The following is a 26,720-nucleotide window of genomic DNA, read 5'->3' on the forward strand; positions in this document are numbered from 1 at the left end:
GAGGACCGCCCCATGAGTGACAAGCCCGGTTACCGGCGCCCGCAAGCGGGCACTCAACCTGATTACCTGCACCCGGCCTACCAGTCGACGAACCTGCGTTCGCCGTCTCAGCCGTTGGTGTTCCTGCCCCATTCCCTGTCGGAAATCACCGGCCCGACCATCGGCGCCGAGCGCATCAACGAGAAGGACAACGACCTGACTGCGCAGCACGACGGCGAGCCGCAGGGCGAGCGCATCATCGTTCACGGGCGCGTACTCGATGAAAACGGTCTGCCGGTGCCGGGCATCCTCGTGGAGATCTGGCAGGCCAACGCGGCCGGCCGCTACAACCACGCGCGCGATCTGCACGACGCGCCGCTCGACCCGAACTTCACCGGCACCGGGCGTACCGTCACCGACGCCGAGGGCTGGTACCAGTTCCAGACCATCAAGCCCGGCGCCTACCCGTGGGGCAACCACCACAATGCGTGGCGCCCGGCGCATATCCATTTTTCGCTGTTCGGCCCGAGCGTGCTGACGCGCCTGGTCACGCAGATGTATTTCCCCGGCGACCCGCTGCTCGAGTACGACCCGATCTACAACTGCGTACCGGACACCTCGGCCAAGCAACGCCTGATCGCCACGTTCGACCTGGAAAAAACCATTCCTTCCTATGCCCTCGGCTACCGCTGGGACATCGTCCTGCGCGGCCGCGACGCCACGCCGATGGAGAAATGAGATGAGCCTTTACGCGACTACGTCCCACACCGTCGGGCCGTATTACCACATCGGCCTGACCTGGCTGAACCGCGAAGCCCTGGCCAACGCCGCGACCCTCGGCGAACGCGTGGCGATCAGCGGGCAAGTGGTGGATGGCAACGGTGATGTCGTCAACGACGCCATGCTGGAAGTCTGGCAGGCCAATGCCGCCGGCAAGTACGACCACCCGGAGGACGACCAGGACAAAGCGCTGGACCCGAACTTCGAAGGCTTCGGCCGGGTGCCGGTGGATGCTGAAGGGCGCTTCCGCTTTACCACCGTCAAGCCGGGCAGCGTGCCGGGGCTGGCGGGCACGACCCAGGCGCCGCACCTGGTGGTGCTGGTATTTGCCCGTGGCCTGGTGAAACACTTGCTTACGCGGATTTATTTTGACGGTGAGGTGCTGAATGCGGATGACCCGTTGCTCGCGCGCGTGCCCACAGAGCGGCGCAGTACCTTGATTGCCAAGCCGGATGCGGACGGTGTGCATCAGTGGAATGTGGTGTTGCAGGGGACAGATAAGGAAACGGTGTTCTTTGATTACTGAGTTGGCTTGAGAACCTATCGGGGGCAAGCCCCCTCCCACCTTTGATGTGTGAATACATTCAAGTGTGGGAGGGGGCTTGCCCCCGATGAGGCCATTTCAGGCAACACCTATGTAAATGTCTACAAGCGGAACATGGTTGTTGCAAAGTGTGTCTAGGCTATAACCGTTCCCACTGAGTGAAAAAAACATGACAACAACAACCAGTCACTACACCGGAGAAGAGCGCAGCAAACGGATTTTTGCGATTGTCGGGGCATCCTCCGGCAACCTCGTCGAATGGTTCGACTTCTACGTCTACGCCTTCTGCGCCATTTACTTCGCCCCGGCGTTTTTCCCCTCGGACGACCCCACGGTGCAACTGCTCAACACCGCCGGCGTGTTCGCCGCCGGGTTCTTGATGCGGCCCATCGGCGGCTGGCTGTTTGGCCGGGTGGCCGATAAGCACGGGCGCAAAAACTCGATGATGATCTCGGTGCTGATGATGTGCGCCGGTTCCCTGGTCATCGCCTTCCTGCCCACCTACAAAGACATCGGCGCCTGGGCCCCGGCGTTACTGCTGGTGGCGCGGCTGTTCCAGGGCTTGTCGGTGGGCGGCGAATACGGCACCACCGCGACCTACATGAGTGAAGTCGCGCTCAAGGGCCAGCGTGGGTTCTTCGCCTCCTTCCAGTACGTGACCCTGATCGGCGGGCAACTGCTGGCGGTGTCGGTGGTGGTGGTCCTGCAACAGATCCTCAGCGAAGACGAACTGCGCGCCTGGGGCTGGCGGATTCCGTTCGTGATCGGCGCCATCGCGGCGGTGATCTCCCTGCTGCTGCGTCGCAGCCTGAAAGAAACCACCAGCAAGGAAATGCGCGAAGACAAGGACGCCGGCAGCATCGCCGCGCTGTTCCGTGACCATAAAGCGGCCTTTATCACCGTGCTCGGCTATACCGCCGGTGGCTCGCTGATTTTCTACACGTTCACCACCTACATGCAGAAGTACCTGGTGAACACCGCCGGGATGCACGCCAAGACCGCCAGCTACATCATGACCGGCGCGCTGTTCCTTTATATGTGCATGCAGCCGCTGTTCGGCATGCTGGCCGACAAGATCGGTCGCCGTAATTCGATGCTGTGGTTCGGCGCGCTGGGTACCTTGTTTACGGTGCCGATCCTGCTCAGCCTGAAAACCGTCAGCAGTCCGTTCCTGGCGTTTGTGCTGATCACGCTGGCGTTGGCCATTGTCAGTTTCTACACCTCCATCAGCGGCCTGGTGAAAGCGGAAATGTTCCCGCCCCAGGTGCGCGCTCTGGGTGTGGGCCTGGCTTATGCGGTGGCCAACGCAATCTTCGGCGGGTCGGCGGAATACGTGGCCTTGGGTTTGAAATCCTTGGGCATGGAGAACACCTTTTATTGGTACGTCACCGGCATGATGGCGGTGGCTTTCCTGTTCAGCCTGCGCCTGCCGAAACAGGCGGCGTACCTGCATCACGATTTATAAAGGAGGCGTTATGACGCTGCGCACGAGCAACCAACTGTTCGACGCTTACTTCAGCGCTGAGAGCATGGCCGAGGTGTTCTGCGACCAGGGGCGCCTGCAGGGCATGCTGGATTTCGAAGCCGCACTGGCACGGGCCGAGGCCCAGGTCGGGTTGATCCCGCAGGCGGCCGTCGCGCCGATTGCCCAGGCGTGCCTGGCGTCGCTGTATGACGTCGACGCCCTCGGTGTGGCGATTGCCTCGGCGGGCAATTCGGCGATTCCGCTGGTGAAGGCGCTGGGCAAGTGGGTGGCCGGTGAAGACCCGAGTGCCGAACGCTATGTGCATTTGGGCGCGACCAGCCAGGATGTGATGGACACCGGCCTGGTCCTGCAACTGCGGCGCGCGCTGGCGTTGATCGAAGCCGACCTGGCTCGCCTCGGCGATATTCTGGCAGCCCAGGCCCAGCGGTATGCGGCTGTACCGTTGGCCGGGCGGACGTGGTTGCAGCATGCCACGCCGGTCACCCTGGGCATGAAAATCGCCGGTTGGTTGGGCGCGGTGACCCGCAGCCGCCAGCGCTTGATCGAGCTGAAACCGCGCTTGCTGGTGCTGCAATTCGGCGGCGCCTCCGGCACGTTGGCTGCGCTTGGCGAACAGGCAATGCCCGTTGCCCAAGCGTTGGCGGCGCAGTTGCAACTGACCTTGCCCGAGCAACCCTGGCATACCCAGCGTGATCGCCTGGTGGAGTTCGCCAGCGTGTTGGGTCTGATCGCCGGCAGCCTTGGCAAGCTGGGCCGCGATATCAGCCTGCTGATGCAGACCGAGGCGGCGGAAGTATTCGAGCCGGCGGCGCCCGGCAAAGGCGGCTCGTCGACCATGCCGCACAAACGCAACCCGGTGGGCGCCGCCGTGCTGATCAGCGCTGCGACCCGCGTGCCTGGCCTGGTGGCGACGCTGTTCAGCGCCATGCCCCAGGAACACGAACGCAGCCTGGGCCTGTGGCATGCCGAATGGGAAACCCTGCCGGAGATTTGCCGCTTGGTCTCTGGCGCATTGCAACAGGCGCTGCTGGTGAGCGCAGGGCTGGAAGTCGACCCCGAGCGCATGGCGCGCAACCTCGACCTGACCCAGGGCCTGGTGCTGGCCGAAGCCGTCAGCATCGTGCTCGCGCAGCGCCTGGGCCGCGACACCGCGCACCACCTGCTGGAGCAGTGCTGCAAACGCGCGGTGGCCGAACAACGCCATCTGCGCGCCGTCCTCGCCGATGAGCCGCTCATTACCGCCGAGTTGTCGGCGACAGACCTGGACCGCCTGCTCGACCCGGCGCACTACCTGGGCCAGGCCCAAACCTGGGTCAGCCGCGCTGTAACCGAACACTTTGCACTGACTGCCTGAGGAGATTGCTGTGGCTTTTGTACAACTCGCCGAGGGCGAACTGCATTACCAACTGGATGGCCCCATCGATGCACCGGTGCTGGTGCTGTCCAATTCGCTGGGCACCGACCTGAATATGTGGGACACCCAGGTCCCGGCCTTTGCCGAGCACTTTCGCGTGCTGCGCTTCGATACCCGTGGCCACGGCCAATCCCTGGTGACCGAAGGCCCCTACAGCATCGAACAACTCGGCCGCGACGTGATTGCGCTGCTGGACGCGCTGGACATCCCGCGCGCGCATTTCTGCGGGCTGTCCATGGGCGGGCTGATCGGCCAATGGCTGGGGATTCACGCGGGGGATCGTTTGCAGCGCCTGGTGGTGTGCAACACTGCGGCCAAGATCGGTACATCAGACGTGTGGAACCCGCGTATCGAGATGGTCCTGCGCGACGGTGCGGCCGCGATGGTGGCGCTGCGCGACGCGTCGATTGCGCGCTGGTTCACCGCCGATTTCGCGGCGGCCAACCCGCAGCAGGCCAAGCGCATTACCGACATGCTCGCGGCCACCTCGCCCCAGGGCTACGCCGCCAATTGCGCAGCGGTGCGCGATGCAGACTTTAGCGAGCAACTGTCGGCGATCCACGTGCCGACCCTGGTGATCGCCGGCACTGAAGACGCTGTCACACCGCCCGCCGGCAGCCACTTTATCCAGCGCCAGGTACAGGGGGCCGAGTACGCCGAGTTCTACGCCGCCCACCTGTCCAACGTGCAAGCCGGTGCCGCGTTCAGCGACCGGGTCATTCAATTTCTGCTGGCCCGCTGAGGAGTCTTTTGTGGACGAGAAACAACGTTACGCCGACGGCCTGCAAGTGCGCCGCGAAGTGCTGGGCGACGCGCATGTCGACCGCAGCCTGAATGCCTTGACCGAGTTCAACAGCGAATTCCAGGACATGATCACCCGCCACGCCTGGGGCGATATCTGGACCCGCCCCGGCCTGCCCAGGCACACCCGCAGTTTGATCACCATCGCCATGCTGATCGGCATGAACCGCGGCGAAGAACTCAAACTGCACCTGCGCGCCGCCGCCAGCAATGGCGTGACCCGTGCCGAGATCAAGGAAGTGCTGATGCAAAGCGCGATCTACTGCGGGATTCCGGCGGCGAATGCGACGTTTCATCTAGCCGAATCGGTGTGGGATGAATTGGGGGTCGAGTCGCGCGCTTAGTGCGACTCGGCACTGCACTCCTGGCGAGAGGCAACAGGTTGTCGAGGAGCGGTCGCTGACCGTCACGGGGCTGAGCGGTCAGGTCGACTCACAGGGAGCCGTAGCTTTTTCTCAGGGGCAGGCCCATTTCTTCTCGTAACGCGTTTTCGGTCAGTGGGTAAGGATTTGACGTGGTTGGCGCGGTTGCGGGGTCGTTGTCAAAGTCGAAGGGCGGACTGGCAGTTTCCAGGCCGACGACCTGGCGTTCATCATTGGGCTCCTGGGTGCGTGTGCCGTCCGGGCGGATAATTTCCGTATTGCCGAGAAATGTGCTGCCTGTGGCTGCGTTATAAGCGTGACCCAGTTCGTGGTACAGGGTCGTGGTGGTCGGCAGAAACACACGCGACTCGTCCGAGGCTTCTCTGGGGATGACCGGGTTATAGGTCACAAACGATTCTGTCGTGCCCGCGCCACGGACCCCATCGCGGATGATCGTGGGGTCCTGCCATTCTTCCAGGGGAACGCCCTCCGGCGGCACGACGATGTGAGTATCAGTGATATCTTGCATTATCGTGACTTTGGCTCCGCTGCGCTCTGCGGCGGCGTCCAGTTCATTCAACATGTGCTGGCTGTTGGGAGAGCCTCGGTAAAACTCCAGGTCATCCTCAACCCGTTGCTTGAATGCCGGGGAACCTTCGATATCAATCGCCTTGCGCCCTGCATTTTCGGGCAATGGCACGGTCTCGATAAACTTGAATCCGAATGGCAATCCCAGGTGATCGCTGCGTTTACCGTACACAACGTCGTCGCTTGAGTTGGAATAGACGCTGTCTTGACCTCTACCCGTGTAGATATGGCTTCGGCCATAAGCGTTTATCTGATCATCGCCTTTGCCGCCGTGCATGATGTTGTGGCCGCTTCCGCCGTGCATCAGGTCGTCATCGTTTCCCCCGTCCATGTAGCTGGTTTTGCTGTCAGGACCGTAACCCGCATACATGCGGTCGTTACCGTTCCCGCCGTACATGGTGTTATTGCCTGTGCCGCCCATCATGGTGTCATCGCCGTCGTCACCGCCGGCGTAACTGCTTGCGCTGCCCAGTTGGATGATGTCATTACCCGCGCCGCCGTAAACTTGGCTTTTACCACCTCCGGTCTGTATATGATCGTTACCTTCACCTCCATGGATTAGGGTGTAAGCCATCACATCAGGATCAATGCGAACGGTGTCGTCACCTTTGTTCGCCCTGATGGCTATCGCTGTCGCATCGCTGTTAGCAGCGGGCAGTAAATAACTTTTGCCATTTATCACGGCATTGAGTTGGCCGCGTTCGCCTTTGCTGATGTGAATGTCGTCCGCGCCATCGGCAGTATCGATTTTTAGAATCGTCACATTTTTTTTCCCGCTTTCCCCCTGATACGACGTGGTTGTCAGTGTGATATCGACATTTTTGTCACTGACAATCTTGCTGGTCTGGGGGGGAGGGCTGTTTACGAGTGCAGTGGCGCCTGGAGCTGGCGATCCGCCGGGGAGGGCATTAGGTTCGGGCGCTTTAGGCGCAACGGAAGAGGTTTGCATCGTCAATACTCTTTCTTGTGAGCGTCGGTGATTTACCGCCGATCAGTGGTGAAAAAGTTGGAGGGGTTCCCGCATGACGATAACTACTTCATTACAGCATGTATGAAAAAAGACAACGCACAGCCCGATAACGCACATCACTTGGAATCGGCGTCCCACACCCAATTCCACACCCCGGGCAGATGCACTTCTTCACTCGCTTGTTTCACGGTACGCGCCAATGCCGCCCGCTCCAGTGCTGCGTGATCGGTGTAGAACGGCTCGGCGGCGGTCTTCAGGCCGTCGATCCGGGCGCTGTCCATCAGGATCTGCAGGTACTCTTGCAGATGCCGTGCGGTGTAGCGGTTGATGTCGTGGAAGGTCACCACCACCGGTATCACGCCGTCGACTGTCGGCAATTCCCCCAAGGCGATGCGTTCGCGTACCACCGACAGCTGGCGGATCAGGTTCTCGCGGCGGCGCGGGCTGGCGTTGAAGCCCCAGATCTTGCCGTCGTTGGCGCTCAGGTCGGTCAACAACACCTTCATGCCGTGGCGCTGGTAGGCGGCGAAGGTGCGCCGGTCGTAGTTCCAGAAGGGCGGGCGCACCAGCGTCGGCGACACGCCGGTGATCGCGGCGATATCCGCAGCGCCCTGGCTGAGGGTGCGTTCAAGCTCGGCGTCGCTCAACCAGCGATGGTTGGTATGAAAGGCCGTGGCCGTGTGGAACGCCAGCACATGCCCGGCCGCGAACTCACGTTCCATGGTCTTGCGGCCCCGTGAACTGCCGCCGGAGCGCGAGGCTTCGGTCTGCAGAAAGAACACCGCCTTGATGCCCGGCAATACCGGGTTATTTGCCAGGTCGGCCATCACCGAGCGGGTCGGGTTGTTGTACCCCGAGGCGCTGGGACCGTCATCGAACGTCAGCAGAAAACGGATCGGCGCCTGGGCCTGCAGGCGTTGTTCGGTCTGCGGCGTCAGCGTGATGGGCGCGCTGATGCAGCCGCTGAGGCTCAAGGCCAGGGCAAGCAAGGCGGATGCGATGGCGAAAGATTTCATGGGTGCGCAGGCTCGAATAAAACCCGCTGCTGGATGGGTCAGCAGCGGCAGGCGCGCACGATACCGCAAGATGCTCGGCGTGGGGTTAAAGGCTGACAAACGCGATCTGGTTTAACCTACGTATTGCGCTCGCAGTGGCCTACCCATTTCCTCGTTCAAAGCGTTTTCAGTGAAGGGCTTGGGGTTGGTGGTGATGGCCGGCGTGGCAGGGTCGTTGTCAAAATCAAAGGCGGCTGCGCTGCTCTCAAGGCCGACGGCCTGGCGTTCACTGTTAGGCACTTCGTGCGCCTGCCCCTCGAATACTTCCTGCGTGGAACCCGTGAAGGCGGTGCCGTTGGCGGCGTTATAGGCGTGAGCCATTTCGTGGTAGAGCCCGATGATGGGCGGGTGAGTCGTGCCCGCCGAGGGGTTCAGTTGGGACCGGTTGTATTCAATGTGCGCGCGGTCAGCCCGAGACCCGGGTACTCCGTCGACCATGAACCCCCACTTGGGATCGTCGCCGACTACCGGCGCACGTTCGTCCTGCAGCAGGGCCAGGAGTTCCTGGCTGCCGTAGATGTACCCGCTGCCGTTCTCCTGCCGATCTTCCACAATCGTTACCGGGGCGCCGTTGCGATCGGCAGCCGCGTCCATCTCTGCGAGCATCTGCTGGCCTTGGGGAGAGTGGCGTAACAGCGCCAAATCGTCTTCGACCCGTTGGATGAACGCGGCAGATCCCTTGATCGCAAACCCCTTGATTGGGCCGGCGTGGGCAGACACGGCCGTCAATAGCGAGCCATTGAGAGGGTTGATCGAATCGCCGGGCTGGGCGTAGATCCGGTCGCCCGGTCGATTGGCAATGACGGTGTCGTAACCGTCGCCGGTGTAGAAGGTGCTTCGGTCGTGGCCGATCAAGCGATCGTGCCCGGTGCCTCCATGCAACACCGTGTGGCCGGAGCCGGCGTACAGCCGGTCATTGCCGTTGCCGCCATCCAGATAGCTGGCTTTTCGGCGCGATCCCGCGCCCGCATAGAGGCGGTCATTGCCGTTGTTGCCATAGAGCACGCTGTCGCCGCTGCCGCCCATGAGCCGGTCGTCACCGTCATTGCCCTCTGCGTAGCCAAGGCCGCTGCCAAGGCGCACGACGTCGTTACCGTTGCCGCCGAATACGCGGGTGTCGCCACCGCCGGCCTGGATTCGGTCATTGCCGTTCCCCGCTTCAATCACGATGGGCTGCATGACGTTGGCATCGATGTGTACGTGGTCATTGCCGCCGTGGGTCTTCAGGTACAGGGTCAGCGGTTTGCCATCGTTATCGTGGCTGGCAAAACGATACAACCGGCCATTGAGGCGAATGTTCAACTGATCGTCAGAAGCCTGGCTGATGTGGACCTGGTCCGCGTCGTTGCCGGTTTCCAGGAGCAGGCTGTTGTTCAGGCTGAAGGAATAGCCGCGCTCCCATATCGACTGTCCGCTGGCTTTTAGATTGCCGTCATTCAGGAACGGGTGCAGATAGGTCTGGATCGATGTGCCTGGGAGGAACTGCAAATGGGCAGGTTTGGCCAGCCCGTAGTGACCAGTGTCGAACGTTGCTACTGGGCGCGCTGCAGGTAAGGGCGGTACGCCATCGAGGAGGCGTGGGAGAAGGCGGGTACTACCGTTGAAAACATCCATGTGTGGTCCTTGTTTAAGCGCCAGGTATCAGCTCTGGCGCTTAACAGTGACCACCCGCAGCAAATCGTTCCCGCCAAGGTGTAATACGGCTTTACAGCAGACTGATCGGGTAGCTGACGATCAAACGGTTTTCATCGAACTCATTGTTGCTGAAGTCGCGGCGGATGCTGGAATTGCGCCAGCGCAGCGTGAGGTTTTTCAGGGCGCCGCTCTGCAGCGTGTAGCCCAATTCGCTTTCGCGGCCCCACTCCTTGCCGTCGGTGATGGTGCCGGTATGCACGTTGCTGCCGCTGATATAGCGGTTCATCAAGGTCAGGCCCGGTACGCCGAGGGCGGCAAAGTTATAGTCGTGCCGCACTTGCCAGGATTTCTCCTGGGCGTTGTCGTAGCTGGAGTTGTAACTGTCGTTGGCCAGGGTACCGCCGCTGGTGCCGTTGACGCGCATCCAGGCGCTGTTGCCGGTGAGTTTTTGCAGGCCGACGTAGAAGGTGTTGCCGCCGTACTTGGCCGAAAACAGGCCGGACCAGGTTTTGTTGTCCAGCTCGCCTGCGCGGGCGCTGCCGTCGTCCTTGCCGTAGAAGAACCCGAGGTTGGCGCCCAGGGTCCAGTCGCCCACGGGTTGGCTATGGACCAGGTTGACGAACTGCTGGCGGTAGATGTCCTTGAGCTGGGCATTCCACAGGCCGACCTGGGTGCGTTTGTCGTTGAACGTGTATTCGCCGCCCTGGAAGTTGAAGCGGTCGGAGGTGAAGGCGGCTTTGCCGAACATCGACATGTCCGACATGCTGCTGTCGTCCCGCGGGCTGTTGGCGCGGAACTGGCCGCCGTAGAGGGTCAGGCCGTCGATTTCCTTCGAGGTGATCTGCCCGCCGCGCAGGGTTTGCGGCAGGGAACGGCCGTCGTCGGCGCGCAGGATCGGCAGCGTCGGCATCCATTCGCCGACCTTCAGTTCGGTCTTCGAAATCCGCGCCTTGAACGCCACACCCAGGCGCCCGAAATCATCGGCGGGGCGGCCGTCGTGGTCCAGCGGCAATAACTGTGAACCGCCAGTGCCGCGCCCGCCATCAAGCTTGAGCGAGTACAGCCCCAGTACATCCACGCCAAACCCCACGGTGCCCTGAGTGAAGCCGGACTTGGCGTCGAGAATGAAACTTTGCGTCCACTCCTGCGCGCCGCCCTGGGCTTTGGTCGGGTTGGTGAAGTTACGGTTGATGAAGAAATTGCGCAGGTTGAGGTTGGCGCTGGCGTCCTCCATAAAACCGTGTTCTTCGGCGACGACGGGAAACGCGAGGCTGGCGACTGCGGTGGCCAGCAATAGCTGGCGAGGGTGAAAAGTGCTCATGGCATTGGACCTGTTGTTATTGGGGTTATGCAGGTGGCGGCCATGGTGCGGGGCAGTGCGGGGGTGGTTCAATCGGGGGAGGGCGGGTTTTGGGCGATGATCGAACGCAAGTTGTCCGGGCGCGGTGGGTACCGCTCAGGCATAAAAAAACCGCTTCCGGTGAGGGAAACGGTTTGGTTTACAGCGCGACTATCAGAACAACTTCATCTTTGGCGCTTCTTCTTTCAGCGGCTGGTTACTCGCCGCCTGTTCATTCCAGCCACCGCCGAGGGCCTTGTACAGGTTGACCTCGCTGGTCAACTGCGCGAGGCGGTCGGTGATCAGCGATTGCTGGGCACTGAACAGCTGGCGCTGGGCGTCGAGGAACGTCAGGTTGCTGTCGACACCAATGCGGTAGCGACGCTCGGCCAGGCGGTAGTAATCCTGGTTGGCGGCGACGAAACCACGCTGGGCCTCCAACTGCTCCTTGTAGGTCTCACGCGCGGCGAGGCCGTCGGAAACTTCCTGGAAGCCGGTCTGGATGGCCTTCTCGTAGTTTGCCACGTTGATCTCTTTCTGGATCTTCGAGTAGTCCAGGCTGGCGCGCAGGCTGCCGGCGTTGAAGATCGGGATGTTGATCTGCGGGGCGAACGACCAGGTGCCCGAGCCGCCTTTGAACAGACCGCCCAGGTCCGGGCTCATGGTCCCGGCGTTGGCTGTCAGGCTGATGCTCGGGAAGAACGCCGCGCGGGCGGCGCCGATGTTGGCGTTGGCTGCCTTGAGGTTGTACTCGGCCTGCAGGATGTCGGGGCGACGCTGCAACAGGTCCGATGGCAACCCGGTCGGCACTTCGCTGAGCAGGTTATCCGACAGCGGCTTGCTGACGAGATTCGCCGGCAGGCCGGTGCCGAGTAGCAGGGTCAGGCTGTTTTCGTCCTGGGCCACCTGGCGGGTATAGCGTGCCAGGGCCACCCGGGCGTTTTCCACCGAGGTGCGCGCTTGGCTCAGGTCGAGGGCCGAGGACACGCCGACTTCGTTGCTGCGCGAGGTCAGCTTGTAGCTTTGCTCGTATGCGCCCAGGGTTTCCTGGGTCAGCTTGAGCAATTCCTTGTCGGCCTGCCAGGTCAGGTAGGCGGTGGCCACACTGGCCACCAGGCTGATCTGGGTGCTGCGCCGCGCTTCTTCGGTTGCGAAGTATTTCTGCAGCGCTTCCTCGCTCAGGCTGCGGACACGGCCGAACAGGTCCAGCTCATAGGAGCTGATGCCCAGGGTGGCCGAGTACGAACTGCTGATGCCTGCTTTACCGGTTTGCGACGAGCGTGCCGGTACGCGCTGGCGGCTGCCGCTGCCAGTGGCCGATACGGCCGGGAACAGGTCGGCGCGCTGGATGTTGTACTGCGCCGCGTAAGCATCGATGTTCAAGGCCGCGACGCGCAGGTCGCGGTTGTTCACCAGTGCGGTCTGGATCAGCTGTTGCAGGGCAGGGTCATGGAAAAACTGCTTCCAGCCCTGTTCGGCGGCGGCCTGGTTCGGAGCCTGGGCCGACGAATACGCCGGGCCCTGCGGGAACTGCGCGGCCACCGGCGCCTCGGGGCGCTGATAGTCAGGTATCAGCGAGCAGCCACTGAGCACGAATGCCGTGACGGCTAAGGAAAGTAGCGACTTGCTCATTGGCCAGCCTCTTTAGGAGTTTGCTTGGGTTCAGTCTTTTTGCGTTCGCCCATGGCGGACACGGTTGCGAAGAACAGGGGCACCCAGAATATCGCCAGGACCGTGGCGGTGATCATACCGCCGATAACGCCGGTACCGATCGCATGCTGGCTGCCTGAGCCGGCGCCCGAGGAGATCGCCAGCGGCAATACGCCGAGGATGAACGCCATGGAGGTCATGATGATCGGTCGCAGACGCATGCGCGACGCTTCGATCGCCGACTCGACAATGCCTTTGCCTTGTTCGTGAAGCTCTTTGGCGAATTCCACGATCAGGATGGCGTTCTTCGCCGCCAGGCCCACCGTCACCAGCAAGCCCACCTGGAAGAACACGTCGTTGGACAAGCCACGCAGGCTGGTGGCGATCAACGCACCCACCACACCCAGCGGCACGACGAGTACCACCGCGATCGGAATCGACCAGCTTTCGTACAGCGCCGCGAGGCAGAGGAACACCACCAGCAGCGACAAGGCGTACAGCGCAGGCGCCTGGGAGCCGGACAGACGTTCTTCATACGACAGGCCCGTCCAGGCGTAGCCGACACCCGCCGGCAATTGCTTGGCGATGCGTTCGACTTCGGCCATGGCTTCACCGGTACTGTAGCCCGGTGCCGGGGTACCGAGGATTTCCATCGCCGCCACACCGTTATAGCGCGAGAGTTTCGGCGAACCGTAGATCCATTTGCCCGAAGCGATGGCCGACAACGGCACCATCTTCCCGGAGTCGCTGCGCACGAACCATTTGTTCAGGTCTTCAGGGGACATCCGGCTGGCGGCATCACCCTGCACGTACACCTTCTTCACTCGACCACGGTCGATGAAGTCGTTGACGTAGCTGCCACCCAAGGCAATCGCCAGGGTCTGGTTGATGCTCGACAGCGTAATGCCCTGGGCACTGGCCTTCTCGTCGTCGACGGTGAGCTCGTACTGCGGCTCATCGTTCACGCCGTTGGGGCGCACACCGGCGAGGATCTTGCTCTGGGCGGCCATGCCCAGGAACTGGTTGCGCGCAGCCATCAACTTGTCATGGCCGACGCCACCCTGGTCCTGCAGGAACACGTCGAAACCGGTCGCGTTACCCAACTCCAGTACAGACGGTGGCACGATGGCAAACACCATGGCGTCCTGGAACGTCTGCATGAAGTAACCTTGGGCGCGCTTGGCGATCTCGAACACCGAGGTGGACGCGTCACGCTCATCCCACGGTTTGAGCATCACGAATGCCAGGCCCGAGCTTTGACCACGCCCCGCGAAGTTGAAGCCGTTCACGGTAAAGACCGATTTCACGCCCTTGCCTTCGCCGGGTTCGCCTTCCTTGTCGTTGAGCAGGAAGATACGCATGTCGTCGATGACTTTCTGCGTGCGCTCGGCCGTTGAGCCGACCGGCGTCTGCACCTGGGCAAAGATCACGCCCTGGTCTTCGTCGGGCAGGAACGCTGCCGGGATCCGCATGAACAACCAGATCATGCCGGCAAAGATCAGCACGTAAACGAGGAACGCCGGAATCTTGTGCCTGATCATGTTCCCCACGCCGCGCTCGTAGCTCAGTACGCTACGGTCGAAGGTGCGGTTGAACCAGCCGAAGAAACCACGCTTGGGTTGGCCGTGCGTCTCGGGGTCGATCGGCTTGAGCATGGTGGCGCACAAGGCCGGGGTGAAGATCAGCGCAACCAGTACCGACAACGCCATGGCCGAAACGATGGTGATGGAGAACTGTTTGTAGATCACACCGGTGGAGCCGCCGAAGAATGCCATCGGCAACAGTACCGCCGACAGCACCAGGGCAATACCCACCAGGGCGCCCTGGATCTGGCCCATGGACTTGACCGTCGCCTCTTTCGGCGACAGGTGCTCCTCGGCCATCACCCGCTCGACGTTCTCCACCACGACGATGGCGTCGTCCACCAGCAAGCCGATGGCCAGGATCATGCCGAACATGGTCAGGGTGTTGATGGTGAAGCCGAACGCGGCCAGGATCCCGAAGGTACCCAGCAATACCACCGGTACAGTCATGGTGGTGATGATGGTGGCGCGGAAGTTCTGCAGGAACAGGAACATCACCAGGAACACCAGCACGATCGCCTCGACCAGGGTGTGTACCACACCGGAAATCGATTCGGTCACCACTGGAGTGGTGTCATACGGCACCACCGCCTTCATGCCTGGCGGGAAGAACGGTTCCAGGGACGCGACCGTGGCACGGATGGCCTTGGCGGTGTCCAGGGCGTTGGCGCCGGAGGCCAGCTTGATCGCCATACCGGACGCCGGGTTGCCGTTGAACTGCGCGCTGATGCTGTAGGTCTGGCCGCCCAGCTCGATACGCGCGACGTCCTTCAAGCGAACCTGTGAACCGTCGGTGTTGACCTTCATCAGGATATTGCCGAACTGCTCAGTGGTCTGCAGGCGGGTCTTACCGATGATGGTCGCGTTCAATTGGGTGCCGGGCAGGGCAGGCAGGCCGCCCAATTGGCCGGTGGCCACTTGTACGTTCTGTGCCGAGATCGCGGTGCTGACGTCTACCGGGGTCAACTGATAGTTGTTCAGCTTGGCCGGATCGAGCCAGATACGCATGGCGTACTGCGAACCGAATACCTGGAAGTCACCTACACCCGCAGTACGGGAAATCGGGTCCTGGATGTTGGACACGATGTAGTTGGACAGGTCGTCCTTGGTCATGCTGCCGTCTTCCGACACCAGACCGATCACCATCAGGAAGTTCTTCACCGACTTGGTCACGCGGATACCCTGCTGCTGCACTTCTTGCGGCAGCAGCGGGGTCGCCAGGTTCAGTTTGTTCTGCACCTGGACCTGGGCGATGTCCGGGTTGGTACCCTGGTTGAACGTCACGGTGATGGTCATGCTGCCGTCGGAGTTACTGTCCGATGACACATAACGCAGGTTGTCGATACCGTTGAGCTGTTGTTCGATCACCTGCACCACGGTGTCCTGCACGGTTTGTGCGGATGCACCTGGGTAGGTCACCTGGATATCAATGGCGGTCGGCGCAATCGCCGGGTACTGGTTGATGGGCAACTTCAGGATCGACAGTGCCCCGACCAGCATGATCACCAGGGCAATCACCCAGGCGAAAATGGGACGGTCGATAAAAAATTTCGACATGGATTACTCCCCTTTGCCAGCAGCAGCGGCAGCAGGAGCGGCGGTACCGGCAGGCTGGGCGTTGTCGGCGTCCTTGACCTTGACCTGGACGCCCGGCTTGACGTACTGCAAGCCTTCGGTGATCACACGGTCACCGGCGTTCAAGCCTTTTTCCACCAGCCAGTAAGCGCCGGCGGTGCGGTTGGCGACCAGCACGCGCTGCTCAACTTTGTTGTCCGCGTTGACCACCAACGCCGTCGGGATACCCTTGAGGTCTCGGGTCACGCCTTGCTGCGGTGCCAGGATCGCCTTGCTGTTCACACCGGCTTGCAACTGGGCGTGTACGAACATGCCAGGCAGCAGGGTGTGGTCAGGGTTGGGGAACACGGCGCGCAGAGTGACCGAACCGGTGGTCTGGTCAACCGACACTTCGGAGAACTCCAGTTTGCCGTCCAGGCCATAGCTGCTGCCGTCTTCCAGGGTCAGCTTGACCTTGGCGGCATTGGCGCCGGCTTTCTCCAGTTGGCCGCTTTCCAGGTCGCGGCGCAGTTTCAGCATTTCAGCCGAAGACTGCGTGACGTCGACGTAGATCGGGTCCAGTTGCTGGATCACCGCCATGGCATCGGCCTGGGCATTGCTGACCAGCGCGCCTTCGGTGACCGAGGAACGCCCGATACGCCCGGAGATCGGCGCGAACACCTTGGTGTAGCGCACGTTGATCTGGGCGGTTTGCACATTGGCTTCGGCGGTCATGCGGTTGGCCACGGCCGTGTCGTATTCCTGACGGCTGACGGCTTGCTCATCGACCAACTGCTTGTAGCGGTCGGCGATCGACTTGGTCTGGGACAGGCTGGCCTGTGCGCTTTTCAGGGTGGCGTCATAGACCGACGGATCGATCTGATAAAGCTGCTGGCCTTCTTTTACATCCCCGCCTTCCTTGAACAGGCGCTTGAGGATGATGCCATTGACCTGCGGACGGACTTCCGCGATGCGGTAGGCGGTGGTGCGGCCTGGCAGCTCGGACGTCAGGGTAAAGGCTTGCGGTTGAAGGGTGACCACGCCGACCAGAGGAGTTTGAGCGGGCGGAGCCGCCTCTTCCTTTTTACATCCGCTGAGCAGCGATGCCAGGGCGACGGCAGTGACCAGAGCGGTAACAGCTGGCTTAAGTTGCATGAAGATCCTCGGGTCAGGCGCGCAGATTGCGCACAAGAAGGGTGGAAGGGTAAAAAACAAGCTGTGAGTAGATAAGTAGCTTGCTACGCAATATACTTACGTTCATGGTTGTTTGTAAACTCTTGACAGGCTTCGCGCGGTGTTGACACAGCACCGCCCCGAGCCTCGATTTTAGTACGTTCGGCGCCCATGACGGTGTCGTCCCACAATTATTCAGATGCTCGTTAGCGCCTATTAAAGCAGCGTTACCGATAGTCCCACATGTTTTGATTGAGGTTTTATTGCCATGGTCCGTCGCACCAAAGAGGAAGCTCAGGAAACGCGCAGCCAGATTCTCGACGCCGCTGAGCAGGCCTTTTATGAGCGGGGTGTAGCGCGGACCACACTGGCGGACATCGCCGCGCTGGCCGGGGTAACGCGAGGCGCCATCTATTGGCACTTCAGCAATAAGTCCGACCTGTTGCAGGCATTGCTCGACACCCTGCACGAACCCCTGGACGAGCTGGCCAGGGCCAGTGAAAGCGAGGATGAAGTCGACCCGCTGGGGTGTATGCGCAAGCTGTTGATTCATCTGTTCCATCAAGTGGTCCTGGACCCGAAAACCCGGCGCATCAACGAAATCCTGATTCATAAGTGCGAGTTCACCGATGAGATGTGCGACATGCGCCGTCAACGCCAGACCCACAGCCTGGAGTGCAACCTGCGTATCAGCCTGACCTTGCGTAACGCGGTCCATCGCGGGCAACTCCCGGAAAACCTCGACACCACGCGCGCAGCGGTGTGCATTCATGCCTACATCAATGGCTTGTTGGGCCAATGGCTGCTGGTGCCGGACAGTTTTGAGCTGCACCAGGAGGCTGAGCGTTGGGTCGATGCAGGGCTGGACATGCTGCGCTTGAGCCCTAGCCTGCGCAATTAAGTCAAAATATGTAATTGCATCCAATTGTTTCAACAGTAAAGCCTAAGGGCGGGCAATCGTCCTGCTGACTATTGGTAGGATGACTTTATATACGGGCTGGCGGGTGGTTGAAAGATAGCCGCCTAAGTATTTTGTAGCGATTTTGTTGCAAGGCTGTGAAGGAATGTTTCTCCGGACCGCTGAGATCTAATGTGGGAGGGAGCAAGCCCTCTCCCACATTTGATCCGCGGTGTTTTCCCGATCGGCGAAAAAAAGCCCCGGTTCTTGCGAGCCGGGGCTTTTTCGTTTCAACGCATCACAGCGCCAGCGTCGGGTAGTCGATGTAACCGACCGGGCCCTTGGCATAGAAGGTTTCCGGGTGCGCCTGGTTCAGCGGCGCATCGGCTTTCAAGCGTGCCGGCAGGTCCGGGTTGGCAATGAACGGCACGCCAAAGGCCACCGCATCCGCCTTGCCCGAGGCCAGCCAGGCGTTGGCGCTGTCCTTGGTAAAGCGTTCGTTGGCGATGTACACGCCGCCGAAGGCTTCTTTCAATTGCGGGCCGAGGCTGTCAGCGCCTTCTTTTTCACGCGAGCAGATAAAGGCGATGCCGCGTTTGCCCAGTTCGCGGGCGACGTAGGTGAAGGTTTCGGCCAGGTTGTCGTCACCCATGTCGTGGGAATCGGCGCGCGGTGCCAGGTGGACGCCCACGCGGCCGGCGCCCCAGACTTCGATGGCGGCGTCGGTCACTTCCAGCAGCAGGCGCGCGCGGTTTTCCAGGGAGCCGCCGTAGTTGTCGGTGCGATGGTTGGTGCTGCTTTGCAGGAACTGGTCGAGCAGGTAGCCGTTGGCGCCGTGGATTTCCACGCCGTCGAAACCGGCGGCCTTGGCGTTCTCGGCACCGGTGCGGTAGGCGTCGACGATGTCGGCGATTTCAGCGGTTTCCAGGGCGCGAGGCGTTGGGTAGTCGGCCAGCGGGCGGACCAGGCTGACGTGGCCTTTAGGCTGGATCGCACTCGGCGCCACCGGGGTTTCACCGTTCAGGTAAGAAGGGTGGGAGATCCGGCCGACGTGCCACAGTTGCAGGAAGATCTTGCCGCCCGCGGCATGTACGGCCTTGGTCACATTGGCCCAGCCACGTACCTGATCGTTGGACCAGATGCCCGGGGTGTCCGGGTAGCCCACGCCCATCGGCGTCACGGACGTGGCTTCGCTGAGGATCAGCCCGGCGGAGGCGCGTTGTACGTAGTACTCGGCCATCAGCGCATTGGGCACGCGACCGGCGTCGGCACGGCAGCGGGTCAGCGGCGCCATGATGATGCGGTTCGACAGTTCCAGGTCGCCCAGTGTGATCGGATCGAAAATAGTCGTCATGGGATAACACCCTTCTCTTTAAGTTGATCAGTTGGTCGCAGGGGCCAGGTCGGCATCGCCGCTCTGACGGAAAGTGATCAGGGTCACCAGCAGCGCGAGGATCGCCAGGGCCGCGGCGGCCAGGGGCACGCTGGTCAGGCCGAAACCGTGGGCAATCACGCTGCCGCCGACCCAGGCGCCGAGGGCATTGCCGATGTTGAAGGCGCCGATGTTCAAGGTGGACACCAGGTTCGGCGCGGCCTTGCCGAAGGTCACCACGTTGATCTGCAGCGCGGGCACGGCGGCAAACGAGGCGGTGGCCCAGAGGAACAAGGTGATTTCGGTCGGGATCACCGCGATGCTGGTCCAGGTCAGCGCGGTGGAGACCACCGCCATGCTGATGAACACGCCGATCAGGGTGGCGGCCAGGCGTTTGTCCGCCAGCTTGCCGCCGATGATGTTGCCCACGGTGAGACCCAGGCCGATCAGCAGCAGGGTCCAGGTCACGCCCTTGGGCGATACGCCGGTGACGTCGCCGAGCAGCGGCGCGACATACGTGAAGAGGGTGAACATGGACGCGGCGAACAGCGCAGTCATGGTCAGCGACAACCAGATGCCGGCGCCCTTGAGGGCGGCCAGTTCGGCGCGCATGTCGAGTTTTTCTTCATCGCGCTTGGCCGGCAGGAAGCGGATCAGGCCGATCAACGCGATCACGCCGATCACGGTCACCGCCCAGAAGGTCGAGCGCCAGCCGGCTTCCTGGCCCAGCGCCGTACCCAAGGGCACGCCCAGTACGTTGGCCAGGGTCAGGCCGGTGAACATCAAGGCCACGGCGGACGCACGCTTGTTGGCCGGCACCAGGTTGGCGGCGACCACCGAACCGATCCCGAAGAACGCACCGTGGCACAGCGCAGTGACCACGCGGGCAAACATCAGCACGTTGTAGTCGCTGGCCAGGGCGCAGAGCAGGTTGCCGATAATGAAAATGCCCATCAACGCGACCAGCGCGGCCTTGCGTGGCAGCCTGGCGGTGGCCAGCGCCATGAAGGGCGCGCCGATGGCCACGCCGAGAGCGTAGCCGGTCACCAGCCAGCCGGCGCCGGGAATCGACACGCCCAAGTCCGCCGCCACATCGGGCAGCAAGCCCATGATGACGAACTCGGTGGTGCCGATGGCGAAGGCGCTCAGGGCGAGGATGAGGAGCGAGAGGGGCATGTGCGTGTCCTTGTTACAGTGGTGCGCGGATTTCAGAACTGAGCTCAGTGATGAGCGCAGTGAGGAAGGCTTGGATCGTTTCCTCGTTGCGTTTGAAAAAGTGCCACTGCCCGGCCTTCTGGCTGCTGATCAATCCCGCCCGTTGCAAGGTCGCCAGGTGGGCCGACACGGTCGACTGGGACAAGCCGCAGCGCTGGTCGATCTGCCCGGCGCAGATGCCGTATTCGTGGTTGTGCAGTTGCTCGGGGAATTGCACTTTCGGGTCTTTCAGCCAAGTGAGGATGTCTCGCCGTACTGGGTGCGCCAGGGCTTTTATTATTTCGTCGAGGTCGATGGACATGGCGGTTGCTCGGTGTCGTAAAGCGTTATATCGCGATGAGGCGAACTTTAAATCGGTATATCCCGATATTCCAATATGATTTCGGTCTTAGGCCAGACTGAATCTGTATATCGGGTTATAACGATGCGTTGACGGCAGTGATAGACTGCACACCATGAATTATCTCGCACATCTGCACCTGGGCGGCCAACTTCCTGCGCAACTGCTGGGCAGCCTGTATGGCGACTTCGTCAAAGGTCGCCTGCAAGGCCAGTTCAGCCCGCCGATCGAAGCGGCCATCCAGTTGCATCGCTCAATCGACCGTTTCACCGACAGCCATCCGCAGGTCGGCGAAGCGTTGTCGCGCTTTAGCCTGACGCGCCGGCGTTATGCCGGGATCGTCCTCGATGTGTTTTTCGATCACTGCCTGGCGCGGGATTGGGCGCTGTATGCCGAGCAGCCCCTGGAACACTTCACCTCCCAGGTGTACCGCGTGCTGGCGGCCGAACCGCAGTTGCCGGGGCGGCTGGCGCAGATTGCGCCGTACATGGCGGCGGATGATTGGCTGGGCTCATACCGCGAGTTCGCGGTGATGGAGCCGGTATTGCGGGGGATCTCGCGGCGCCTGACGCAGCCTGAGGAACTGGGCCATGCGATGCAGGAATTGCGCACGTTATACGAACCGTTGAGTGAAGACTTCCGGCTGTTCTATCCAGAGTTGCAAAAATTTGCACAAACCCAACTGACCACTGAGATCTAAATGTGGGAGGGGGCAAGCCCCCTCCCACATTGTTGACTGTGCTCGCTTCAGGCTGCGAATGCCGGCCGAACCGCAATCTGTTCTGCTTCCGGCAGCGGCCCGAACAACGCCTTCTGCACCGCCTGCTGCGCCTGGAACGCCAGCGCCGCGCGTTCCTGCCCGGCACAGGCAATCGGCGTGAGCACATGGATTTCCACATCGCCCTGGTCGTTGGCAAACAGGCGCATCAGGTGCGAGAGCAAATCGTCATCGCCAATGAACGGCGCCAGCGGGTCCACTTGCCCATCGCGCAGATACCGGATCGCCACCGGTTGCAGCGACACATCCGCCTCGATCGCACTGGCCAGCAGGCGCCCGTGAAAGGTACGCAGGCTGCGCCCGTCGGTGGTGGTGCCTTCGGGGAACATCAGCAGCGGGTGTTGCTGCTCCAGGTGACGGGTCATCTGTTTGCGGATCAGTTGGCTGTCGCCTGAACCGCGGCGAATAAACAGGCTACCGGCCTTCGCCGCCAACCAGCCGGCCACCGGCCAGGTGCGGACTTCGGCCTTGGACAAGAACGACATCGGCGTGACCATGCCCAGCAGCGGGATGTCGGTCCAGGACACGTGATTGCTCACCCACAGCATCGGTGTCTGCGGCAATTCACCGTGTACCGTCACGCGAAAGGGCAGGGCGTTGGTCAGCCGCGACATAAAGAACCGCGACCAACGCTGGCGGCGCACCATCGAGTTGGCCACCCCCAGGCGCTCGAACACACCGAACACACTGGCCATGCTCAAGCCCAGCGCCACCACCAACAGTACCCGGGCGATCCGCGCGTACACGCGCACGCGGCCCATCACATGGCCGCCTTGAAGTGGCGCGCATAACGCGGGCACAGCTCATCGCGCTTGAGCAGGATGAACACGTCGGCTACCTGGAAATCTTCATCCCAGCACGGCTCGCCGCAGATCTTCGCGCCCAGGCGCATATACGCCTTGAGCAGCGGCGGCATTTCCGCGATGACGTTGGACGGCAGGTCCAGCGCCGGCAGCGGTTTTTTCGGCTCGGCGCGCAGGTGTTCGTTGCACAGGTAGCGTTCGCGCAGGCGCTGCATGATCGCGTGGGCCTGGATGCCGCCATCGTGCATCGGGATGCTCGCGCAACCCATCAGGTAGCTGTAGCAGCCCTCGTTGAGCACTTCGGCCAACTCGCCCCACAGCACTGCAATGGTGCCGCCGTTGCGGTAGGCCGGGTCGACGCAGGTGCGGCCGATTTCCAGGATCGGGCCCTGCAAGTGCAGCAGGCCATGCAGGCTGAATTCTTCTTCGCTGTAGAACCGGCCCAGGGTGCTGGCGGCCTGGTGATCGAGCAAACGGGTGGTGGCCACCAGTCGACCGCTGTTCAAATCCCGCACGCCGATGTGGCTGCAGTGAACATCATAGTCATCCATGTCCAGGCCCAGTTCCGCGCCTTTCAGCTTGGCGTTGAACTCGCCGCTGAACACGTTGAACCGCAGGGCCTGTGCTTCTTGCAAAGCCTGGGCGCCGATCAGGCGTTCGGCTTGCAGACGGCGTTCATTGCCGGTGTCGCTGATGCGGGCGATCTGAGTCATGGCGAATCTCCGAGTGCCAGCCACGTTCCGGCCGGTCGACTTGTTTGTCCAAACTCAGGCTATGTAGGCTCGGTGTCATCTCCATGAAGTTACGGTGACGCTTAGATGACAGGCACTTATGTCGCCAATCTGTCATCGGCCTCGGCTAGGCTCGCGGGCTTGAATGCCCCCTTGAGTTCGTGTCCATGGTCAGAGGCTTGTTGTGCGTTGCCCTGTTGTTAGCCACCGTCACCACCCGCGCCGAAACCTGGCCTGACAAAGACTGGGCCAAGGGCACGCCGATCGAAGGTCCCGCTGTCGATGCCCTGAATGCCTACGCGTTTCCCCGGCGTGACGACGCCACGCGCCAAGGCATCCGCACCGACGCGCTGCTGGTGATCCGCGATGGCGAAGTCATCTACGAGCGCTACGCCATGCCCACCACCGCGAGCACGCCGCACCTGACCTGGTCGGTCAGCAAAAGCCTGATGGCCACCGTGCTGGGCGTGGCCTACGGCGAAAGCCGCTTCAAATTGAGCGACCCCGTCGCACGTTTCTACCCGCCGATGAAACAGCATCCAAGCGTGACGATGGCCGACCTGCTGCACTGGGCCTCGGGCCTCGATTGGCAGGAAGATTACGAATATGCCCCGCTGAAATCCTCGGTCGTCGCGATGCTCTACACCCGCGGCCGCGCCGACATGGCGGAGTTCGTCGCCGGCATGCACACCGCCCGCGCGCCGGGCGAGGCCTTCCGTTATTCCAGCGGCGACAGCAACCTGCTCTCCGCCGCGCTCAAGGGCATGCTCGGCCACAAGGCCTACATGAGTTACCCGTGGGATGCGCTGTTCAAGCCGCTGGGCATTCACAACGCCACTTGGGAAACCGATGCCGATGAAACCTTCGTCGCCTCGTCCTACGCCTACCTCACCGCCCGCGACCTGGCGCGCGTCGGCCTGCTGATGGCGCGCGACGGTCGCTGGCGGGAGCAACAGTTGGTGCCGAAAGCCTGGGTCGATTTCAATCGACAACCGTTCGATCACTACAAGGCCGGCCAGGACGAAGCCGTGCCCGGCGGCCATTGGTGGCTCAACCGCGCCGTGCAGGGCGCCCCAAGACCCTGGCCCGACGCCCCCGCCGACACCTTCGCCGCCCTCGGCCACTGGGGCCAGGCGCTGTACGTCATGCCCGACGAACACCTGGTGATCGTGCGCTACGGCGATGACCGCGACGACAGCTACCGCCACAACGAACTGCTCAAACGCGTGCTGGCGGCGGTGCAGCCATGATCCGTCGTCGGCCGTTTACCAGTCTTTTCCTGCTGCTGTTGCTCACCGTGCTGGGCTGGGGCTGGCACGAGCGCGTCAACCTGCAAGCCTTCCCCGACATCATCGCGGCGTATACGGCCAAGGAGTACTGCTCGTGCCGGTATGTGCAGAATAATCCCGCCGAGTATTGCCGGGGGTATGTGAAGCAGTACGTGCCGATCAGTGCGTTCACCGATGACCCGGAGCGCAGTGAAGTCAGCGCCAGTGGATTGGGGCGTACCCATACGGCCAGATGGTTGGGCGAACATCAGGGCTGCCGCCTCAACCCCTGACACGTCATCTCCGAGGTGGGGGCGGCTTTGTCAGCTACATTGCGCCCGGCAGGCGGCACAGTTAAGGTTCGTTCAGGTTTTCCGCCCCACGAGTCTTTAATGTTCAACGCGTCTGTCATCAAACCCCTGGCCTTCGCCCTGCTGGCCGCCGCCGCCGTGCCTGCCCACGCGGACTGGTACCTGGACAACGAGTCCTCGCGGCTGTCGTTCGTCACCACCAAAAACACCGAGATTGCCGAGGTGCAGCGCTTCCTGGTGCTGCACGGCAAGGTCGACCGCAACGGTGCGGCGCAGGTGGAAGTGGAGTTGGAGTCGGTCAACAGCGGCATCCCGCTGCGCGATGAGCGCATGCGCAATCAACTGTTCGAGATCAAGACCTTCCCCGAAGCGTTGATCAGCACGCAGATCAACCTGCAACCGATCAACGACCTGGCCCCCGGCGCGCAGTTGGAGTTGCGCCTGCCATTGAGCGTCACGCTGCATGGCAAGACCCACACCTACAACGCCGAGCTGTTGGCCACGCGCCTGGATGATCGGCGTTTCCAGGTGGTGACCCTGGAACCGCTGGTGTTGCGCGCCGAGGATTTTGAGCTGGTGCCGGGTGTGACGGCGTTGCGCAACGCGGCTGGGCTGGCGTCGATCAGTTTGGCGGTGCCGGTGGGTGCGGTACTGATCTTTACGGCGCGCTGACATGAGCGGCGCAGTGTTCCCGTGGCGCAGCGCCAACCGTTTCGAGTTGTTGATCGACGGGCCGAGCTTTTTCCCGCAAATGCTGGTGGACATTGCCCGGGCAGAGCATCAGGTGGATCTGGAGTTATACCTGGTGGAAGCCGGCGCCTGCGCCGAAGTCTTGGTGCAGGCGCTGGCGCAGGCGGCTGAGCGGGGCGTGCGGGTGCGCTGCCTGTTCGATGATTACGGCAGCCTGGCGTTCACCCTCGGGTTGCGTAAGCGCCTGACCGACGCCGGTGTGGAACTGCGTTTTTACAATCGCCTGGAATGGCGGCGCTGGATGGGCAACCTGTACCGCGACCACCGCAAATTATTGCTGGTCGATCAAGGCATCGCCGTGGTCGGCGGCACCGGCGTCACCGATGAGTTCTGGACACCGGGGCAGGACAGCGCCGACTGGCATGAAGTGATGGTGCAGATCGACGGCCCGCTGGTGCTCGACTGGCAAGCGCTGTTCGACCGGCAATGGTTGGCCAACGACGACCGCCGCGCCTGGAAACCGGCCACCCATTTCGGCTTGCCGCACTTGCCCAAAGTACCGCCGACCGGGTCTGGTCTCGGCCGTGTTGCCTATGCCGACGCGCGCCAACACCGCGATATTCTGCACTCGCTGATCCGCGCGCTGAGCAGCGGCCACCGGCGCATCTGGTTGGCGACCCCGTATTTCCTGCCCACCTGGGGCGTGCGTCGGGCCTTGCGCCGGGCGGCGGGGCGCGGCGTGGACGTGCGCTTGCTGCTGACCGGCCCGCGTACCGATCACCCGTCCGTGCGCTACGCCGGGCACCGTTATTACCCGCGTTTGCTGCGCTCGGGCGTGCAGATATTTGAATACCAGCCGTGCTTCCTGCACCTGAAGATGGTCTTGGTGGACGATTGGGTCAGCATCGGCTCGTGCAACTTCGACCACTGGAATTTGCGCTTCAACCTGGAAGCCAACCTCGAAGCGTTGGACCCTGCGCTGACGCTGGCCGTGGCCGGCAGTTTCGAACGGGATTTTGCCCAGAGCCAGGCGGTGAGCCTGGAGGCGTGGAAGTCGCGGCCGTTATGGCGGCGGGTGAAGCAGCGGGTGTGGGGGTGGATCGATCGGTTGGTGGTGAACCTGCTCAATCGACGCGACTGACGCGCCCAACTCACCCAACGCGCTCAACTCGCTCAACGCGCTTAATTCGCTCAACTCGCTCAACGCGCTTAATTCGCTCAACGCGCTCAACTCGCTTAATTCGCTTAATTCGCTCAACGCGCTCAACGCGCTTAATTCGCTCAATTCGCTTAACTGTAGGAGCGAGCTTGCTCGCGAAAAACCTGAGAACAACGCGTTCATTCAGCATGAGCGCGTCATCGTTAACGGTCTTCGCGAGCAAGCTCGCTCCTACAGAGGGC

Annotated in this window: 24 protein-coding genes; 12 read left to right on the plus strand and 12 right to left on the minus strand. The window is 62.0% G+C overall.

The window, feature by feature from the left end; genetic code table 11:
• Positions 1 to 12: 12 nt before the first annotated feature.
• The 6 genes from pcaH (at position 13) to pcaC (ending at position 5,348) form a co-directional block, all read left to right on the plus strand.
• The gene (gene pcaH, locus LQ249_RS08085; protein WP_017844819.1) at positions 13 to 717 is read left to right on the plus strand and encodes a protocatechuate 3,4-dioxygenase subunit beta; all 705 of its coding nucleotides are present in this window, start codon (positions 13 to 15) and stop codon (positions 715 to 717) included.
• Between the two features lies 1 nt (position 718).
• The gene (gene pcaG, locus LQ249_RS08090) at positions 719 to 1,285 is read left to right on the plus strand and encodes a protocatechuate 3,4-dioxygenase subunit alpha (RefSeq protein ID WP_232566345.1); all 567 of its coding nucleotides are present in this window, start codon (positions 719 to 721) and stop codon (positions 1,283 to 1,285) included.
• Between the two features lie 187 nt (positions 1,286 to 1,472).
• Positions 1,473 to 2,768: an MFS family transporter gene (locus LQ249_RS08095; RefSeq protein ID WP_017844821.1), complete on the plus strand. Its 1,296-nt coding sequence runs from the start codon at positions 1,473 to 1,475 to the stop codon at positions 2,766 to 2,768.
• Positions 2,769 to 2,778: 10 nt separating this feature from the next.
• Positions 2,779 to 4,143 carry a 3-carboxy-cis,cis-muconate cycloisomerase gene (locus LQ249_RS08100; RefSeq protein WP_046384424.1) on the plus strand — a complete coding sequence of 455 codons (1,365 nt, stop codon included), beginning with the start codon at positions 2,779 to 2,781 and terminating at the stop codon, positions 4,141 to 4,143.
• A 10-nt stretch (positions 4,144 to 4,153) separates the two neighbouring features.
• Entirely contained in the window at positions 4,154 to 4,945 is a 792-nt protein-coding gene (pcaD, locus tag LQ249_RS08105) for a 3-oxoadipate enol-lactonase (RefSeq protein WP_046384423.1), read from the plus strand.
• A 10-nt stretch (positions 4,946 to 4,955) separates the two neighbouring features.
• Complete coding sequence (pcaC, locus tag LQ249_RS08110) at positions 4,956 to 5,348, plus strand: 4-carboxymuconolactone decarboxylase (protein ID WP_017844824.1); 393 nt, start codon at positions 4,956 to 4,958, stop codon at positions 5,346 to 5,348.
• A gap of 88 nt (positions 5,349 to 5,436) precedes the next feature.
• Here the strand turns inward: pcaC and LQ249_RS08115 are convergent, their stop codons facing one another.
• The 7 genes from LQ249_RS08115 to LQ249_RS08145 all read right to left on the minus strand — a co-directional run bounded on the left by LQ249_RS08115 (position 5,437) and on the right by LQ249_RS08145 (position 16,895).
• Positions 5,437 to 6,903 (minus strand): M91 family zinc metallopeptidase, encoded by a 1,467-nt coding sequence (locus LQ249_RS08115; protein WP_108525998.1) that lies wholly within the window; start codon positions 6,901 to 6,903, stop codon positions 5,437 to 5,439.
• 137 nt (positions 6,904 to 7,040) lie between these two features.
• Entirely contained in the window at positions 7,041 to 7,940 is a 900-nt protein-coding gene (locus LQ249_RS08120) for a polysaccharide deacetylase family protein (RefSeq protein ID WP_046384422.1), read from the minus strand.
• A 111-nt stretch (positions 7,941 to 8,051) separates the two neighbouring features.
• Entirely contained in the window at positions 8,052 to 9,593 is a 1,542-nt protein-coding gene (locus LQ249_RS08125) for a M91 family zinc metallopeptidase (RefSeq protein ID WP_232566346.1), read from the minus strand.
• A 91-nt stretch (positions 9,594 to 9,684) separates the two neighbouring features.
• Entirely contained in the window at positions 9,685 to 10,935 is a 1,251-nt protein-coding gene (locus tag LQ249_RS08130) for an OprD family porin (RefSeq protein WP_169864469.1), read from the minus strand.
• A 192-nt stretch (positions 10,936 to 11,127) separates the two neighbouring features.
• Positions 11,128 to 12,585, minus strand: coding sequence for an AdeC/AdeK/OprM family multidrug efflux complex outer membrane factor (adeC, locus tag LQ249_RS08135; protein ID WP_057004745.1), 1,458 nt, complete (start codon positions 12,583 to 12,585; stop codon positions 11,128 to 11,130).
• Positions 12,582 to 15,743, minus strand: a complete 3,162-nt coding sequence (locus LQ249_RS08140) for an efflux RND transporter permease subunit (RefSeq protein ID WP_057004746.1) — start codon at positions 15,741 to 15,743, stop codon at positions 12,582 to 12,584. Before LQ249_RS08140 ends, adeC begins: the two co-directional genes overlap by 4 nt.
• 3 nt (positions 15,744 to 15,746) lie before the next feature.
• Entirely contained in the window at positions 15,747 to 16,895 is a 1,149-nt protein-coding gene (locus LQ249_RS08145) for an efflux RND transporter periplasmic adaptor subunit (RefSeq protein ID WP_232566347.1), read from the minus strand.
• Positions 16,896 to 17,181: 286 nt separating this feature from the next.
• Between LQ249_RS08145 and LQ249_RS08150 the strand changes: the two genes are divergently transcribed.
• On the plus strand, positions 17,182 to 17,814 hold the full coding sequence (locus tag LQ249_RS08150; RefSeq protein WP_108526007.1) for a TetR family transcriptional regulator: 633 nt from the start codon (positions 17,182 to 17,184) through the stop codon (positions 17,812 to 17,814).
• 295 nt (positions 17,815 to 18,109) lie between these two features.
• Here LQ249_RS08150 and LQ249_RS08155 read toward each other — a convergent pair whose 3' ends face one another.
• Genes LQ249_RS08155 through LQ249_RS08165 form a run of 3 tightly spaced genes read right to left on the minus strand, consistent with a single transcriptional unit; the run spans position 18,110 to position 20,699 of the window.
• Positions 18,110 to 19,165, minus strand: a complete 1,056-nt coding sequence (locus LQ249_RS08155) for an alkene reductase (protein ID WP_017844836.1) — start codon at positions 19,163 to 19,165, stop codon at positions 18,110 to 18,112.
• A 27-nt stretch (positions 19,166 to 19,192) separates the two neighbouring features.
• Positions 19,193 to 20,359: an MFS transporter gene (locus LQ249_RS08160; protein WP_017844837.1), complete on the minus strand. Its 1,167-nt coding sequence runs from the start codon at positions 20,357 to 20,359 to the stop codon at positions 19,193 to 19,195.
• Between the two features lie 13 nt (positions 20,360 to 20,372).
• Positions 20,373 to 20,699: an ArsR/SmtB family transcription factor gene (locus LQ249_RS08165; protein WP_017844838.1), complete on the minus strand. Its 327-nt coding sequence runs from the start codon at positions 20,697 to 20,699 to the stop codon at positions 20,373 to 20,375.
• A gap of 154 nt (positions 20,700 to 20,853) precedes the next feature.
• On the opposite strand from LQ249_RS08165, the gene LQ249_RS08170 reads away from it, so the two are divergent.
• Entirely contained in the window at positions 20,854 to 21,438 is a 585-nt protein-coding gene (locus LQ249_RS08170; protein WP_017844839.1) for an acyl carrier protein phosphodiesterase, read from the plus strand.
• A 47-nt stretch (positions 21,439 to 21,485) separates the two neighbouring features.
• On the opposite strand, the gene LQ249_RS08175 is transcribed toward LQ249_RS08170, so the two are convergent.
• Together LQ249_RS08175 and olsB are read right to left on the minus strand one after the other, a co-directional pair.
• The gene (locus LQ249_RS08175) at positions 21,486 to 22,277 is read right to left on the minus strand and encodes a lysophospholipid acyltransferase family protein (protein ID WP_057004749.1); all 792 of its coding nucleotides are present in this window, start codon (positions 22,275 to 22,277) and stop codon (positions 21,486 to 21,488) included.
• On the minus strand, positions 22,277 to 23,032 hold the full coding sequence (olsB, locus tag LQ249_RS08180; protein WP_017844841.1) for an L-ornithine N(alpha)-acyltransferase: 756 nt from the start codon (positions 23,030 to 23,032) through the stop codon (positions 22,277 to 22,279). The genes LQ249_RS08175 and olsB overlap by 1 nt, the downstream gene beginning before the upstream one ends.
• Positions 23,033 to 23,217: 185 nt before the next feature.
• Here olsB and LQ249_RS08185 point away from each other — a divergent pair, with 185 nt between their 5' ends.
• The 4 genes from LQ249_RS08185 (at position 23,218) to LQ249_RS08200 (ending at position 26,460) form a co-directional block, all read left to right on the plus strand.
• Positions 23,218 to 24,300, plus strand: coding sequence for a serine hydrolase domain-containing protein (locus tag LQ249_RS08185; protein WP_108526009.1), 1,083 nt, complete (start codon positions 23,218 to 23,220; stop codon positions 24,298 to 24,300).
• A complete protein-coding gene (locus LQ249_RS08190) occupies positions 24,297 to 24,611 on the plus strand; it encodes a hypothetical protein (RefSeq protein ID WP_046384411.1) in 315 nt (104 codons plus the stop codon). The genes LQ249_RS08185 and LQ249_RS08190 overlap by 4 nt, the downstream gene beginning before the upstream one ends.
• Positions 24,612 to 24,710: 99 nt before the next feature.
• On the plus strand, positions 24,711 to 25,301 hold the full coding sequence (locus LQ249_RS08195) for a YceI family protein (RefSeq protein ID WP_017844844.1): 591 nt from the start codon (positions 24,711 to 24,713) through the stop codon (positions 25,299 to 25,301).
• A gap of 1 nt (position 25,302) precedes the next feature.
• Positions 25,303 to 26,460: a phospholipase D-like domain-containing protein gene (locus tag LQ249_RS08200; protein WP_057004751.1), complete on the plus strand. Its 1,158-nt coding sequence runs from the start codon at positions 25,303 to 25,305 to the stop codon at positions 26,458 to 26,460.
• The last annotated feature ends 260 nt before the right edge of the window (positions 26,461 to 26,720 follow it).

The organism is Pseudomonas sp. 7-41, assembly GCF_021233075.1.
Classification (GTDB): Bacteria; Pseudomonadota; Gammaproteobacteria; order Pseudomonadales; family Pseudomonadaceae; genus Aquipseudomonas; species Aquipseudomonas veronii.

Excerpts from the sequence above, each read along its gene's own strand:
- LQ249_RS08160 (WP_017844837.1), bottom strand. The coding sequence starts at position 20,359 with ATGCCCCTCTCGCTCCTCATCCTCGCCCTGAGCGCCTTCGCCATCGGC.
- LQ249_RS08115 (WP_108525998.1), bottom strand. The coding sequence starts at position 6,903 with ATGCAAACCTCTTCCGTTGCGCCTAAAGCGCCCGAACCTAATGCCCTC.
- LQ249_RS08170 (WP_017844839.1), top strand. The coding sequence starts at position 20,854 with ATGAATTATCTCGCACATCTGCACCTGGGCGGCCAACTTCCTGCGCAA.
- pcaG (WP_232566345.1), top strand. The coding sequence starts at position 719 with ATGAGCCTTTACGCGACTACGTCCCACACCGTCGGGCCGTATTACCAC.
- pcaH (WP_017844819.1), top strand. The coding sequence starts at position 13 with ATGAGTGACAAGCCCGGTTACCGGCGCCCGCAAGCGGGCACTCAACCT.
- LQ249_RS08120 (WP_046384422.1), bottom strand. The coding sequence starts at position 7,940 with ATGAAATCTTTCGCCATCGCATCCGCCTTGCTTGCCCTGGCCTTGAGC.
- adeC (WP_057004745.1), bottom strand. The coding sequence starts at position 12,585 with ATGAGCAAGTCGCTACTTTCCTTAGCCGTCACGGCATTCGTGCTCAGT.
- LQ249_RS08100 (WP_046384424.1), top strand. The coding sequence starts at position 2,779 with ATGACGCTGCGCACGAGCAACCAACTGTTCGACGCTTACTTCAGCGCT.
- LQ249_RS08125 (WP_232566346.1), bottom strand. The coding sequence starts at position 9,593 with ATGGATGTTTTCAACGGTAGTACCCGCCTTCTCCCACGCCTCCTCGAT.
- LQ249_RS08165 (WP_017844838.1), bottom strand. The coding sequence starts at position 20,699 with ATGTCCATCGACCTCGACGAAATAATAAAAGCCCTGGCGCACCCAGTA.
- LQ249_RS08095 (WP_017844821.1), top strand. The coding sequence starts at position 1,473 with ATGACAACAACAACCAGTCACTACACCGGAGAAGAGCGCAGCAAACGG.
- LQ249_RS08145 (WP_232566347.1), bottom strand. The coding sequence starts at position 16,895 with ATGCAACTTAAGCCAGCTGTTACCGCTCTGGTCACTGCCGTCGCCCTG.
- LQ249_RS08140 (WP_057004746.1), bottom strand. The coding sequence starts at position 15,743 with ATGTCGAAATTTTTTATCGACCGTCCCATTTTCGCCTGGGTGATTGCC.
- LQ249_RS08175 (WP_057004749.1), bottom strand. The coding sequence starts at position 22,277 with ATGGGCCGCGTGCGCGTGTACGCGCGGATCGCCCGGGTACTGTTGGTG.
- LQ249_RS08195 (WP_017844844.1), top strand. The coding sequence starts at position 24,711 with ATGTTCAACGCGTCTGTCATCAAACCCCTGGCCTTCGCCCTGCTGGCC.
- LQ249_RS08155 (WP_017844836.1), bottom strand. The coding sequence starts at position 19,165 with ATGACGACTATTTTCGATCCGATCACACTGGGCGACCTGGAACTGTCG.
- LQ249_RS08190 (WP_046384411.1), top strand. The coding sequence starts at position 24,297 with ATGATCCGTCGTCGGCCGTTTACCAGTCTTTTCCTGCTGCTGTTGCTC.
- LQ249_RS08150 (WP_108526007.1), top strand. The coding sequence starts at position 17,182 with ATGGTCCGTCGCACCAAAGAGGAAGCTCAGGAAACGCGCAGCCAGATT.
- LQ249_RS08200 (WP_057004751.1), top strand. The coding sequence starts at position 25,303 with ATGAGCGGCGCAGTGTTCCCGTGGCGCAGCGCCAACCGTTTCGAGTTG.
- LQ249_RS08130 (WP_169864469.1), bottom strand. The coding sequence starts at position 10,935 with ATGAGCACTTTTCACCCTCGCCAGCTATTGCTGGCCACCGCAGTCGCC.
- LQ249_RS08185 (WP_108526009.1), top strand. The coding sequence starts at position 23,218 with ATGGTCAGAGGCTTGTTGTGCGTTGCCCTGTTGTTAGCCACCGTCACC.
- olsB (WP_017844841.1), bottom strand. The coding sequence starts at position 23,032 with ATGACTCAGATCGCCCGCATCAGCGACACCGGCAATGAACGCCGTCTG.